The organism is Pseudomonas brassicacearum, assembly GCF_003732265.1.
Lineage (GTDB): Bacteria > Pseudomonadota > Gammaproteobacteria > Pseudomonadales > Pseudomonadaceae > Aquipseudomonas > Aquipseudomonas brassicacearum_D.
This window is the reverse complement of the sequence record NZ_MOBK01000089.1, coordinates 1-274: the sequence shown is the minus strand read 5'-3', so window position 1 is coordinate 274 and position 274 is coordinate 1. Positions and strand designations below refer to the sequence as shown.

General features: G+C 64.6%; 1 pseudogene. It reads right to left on the bottom strand.

Annotated elements, in window-relative coordinates:
* Positions 1 to 274, bottom strand: a pseudogene (locus tag BK660_RS30180) (LLM class flavin-dependent oxidoreductase); the annotation flags it as partial.

The following is a 274-nucleotide window of genomic DNA, read 5'->3' as shown; positions in this document are numbered from 1 at the left end:
CGTTGAAGGTCCAGATGCGGAAAGAGCAGGTCAGCCACGCGATACGACTCTTCAAGGTGTGGATAACCGGGGAAGATAAAGCTGTCGATGCCCAGGTCCGCGTACTCCTTCACGCGAGCGGCCCCGGTCGAGCCGTCGCCAACCAACGCGGTACCGGCACCGCCACGAACCAGGCCGACACCGGCCCACAGGTTCGGGCTGACTTCGAGGTTGTCGCGGCTGCCACCATGCAGTGCGGCCATGGGCTGCTGGCCGACGGAATCGAAACGCGCCA